This window comes from Adhaeribacter aerolatus (assembly GCF_007991635.1).
GTDB classification, from domain to species: domain Bacteria; phylum Bacteroidota; class Bacteroidia; order Cytophagales; family Hymenobacteraceae; genus Adhaeribacter; species Adhaeribacter aerolatus.
In genome coordinates, this window is the sequence record NZ_BJYS01000095.1 from 1 (window position 1) to 713 (window position 713).

At 40.3% G+C, this 713-nt stretch carries 1 pseudogene; it reads left to right on the plus strand.

Annotation, left to right across the window (positions count from 1 at the left end):
• A pseudogene (locus AAE02nite_RS27110) lies at positions 1 to 706 on the plus strand (IS1 family transposase); the annotation flags it as partial.
• Between the last annotated feature and the right edge of the window lie 7 nt (positions 707 to 713).

Here is a 713-nt window from a genome sequence, read left to right on the forward strand (position 1 = left end):
TGCGAGATTCTCATCAAGCTAAACTGTCCTCACTGCCAGAGCAGCAAGGTAGTAAAAAACGGTAAGAAAAAGAATGGTAATCAAAACCTGCTGTGCCGAAATTGTCAGAAACAATTCCAGGCCAAGTATCAGAATAAAGGAGCCGACCTAGCCCAAAACCAATTAATATTGCGGCTTTTAGAAAGGGATAGTGGTATTCGGGATATAGAAGAGTTGCTGGGAGCCAGCAGAAAGTGTATTCTGGACAACTTATGCCGGCAGGGAAACCAAATTACCATTCAACCGGTCCATGAGCATTACAAAACTGTACAGCTAGATGAAGTATGGCGTTATGTTAGAGAAAAGTAAATATTGGCTGTTGTATGCCTATAGCCCGGAGACAGACCAAGTACTTGCCTATAGTTGTGGTAGCAGGAGCGCCAAAACAGTACGGGAATTATTCAAAAAGCTTAAAGACGTAGAAATAGATGAATACTGCACCGACCATTGGAAAGCCTTTGCGAAAGTATTACCACCAGAAAAGCACACTATTGGCAAAGAGCACACCAAAAACATAGAAGGCGTTAATACCTGTATCAGGGCCAGGAATAGAAGGTTTGTGAGAAAAACAACTTGCTTCTCTAAAAAGAAAGAAAACCATCTGGCTGCTTTAAACCTGATGTTTAATTACCATAATAAACATAAAATTAAGCGTCATACTTTTTAAACCAATA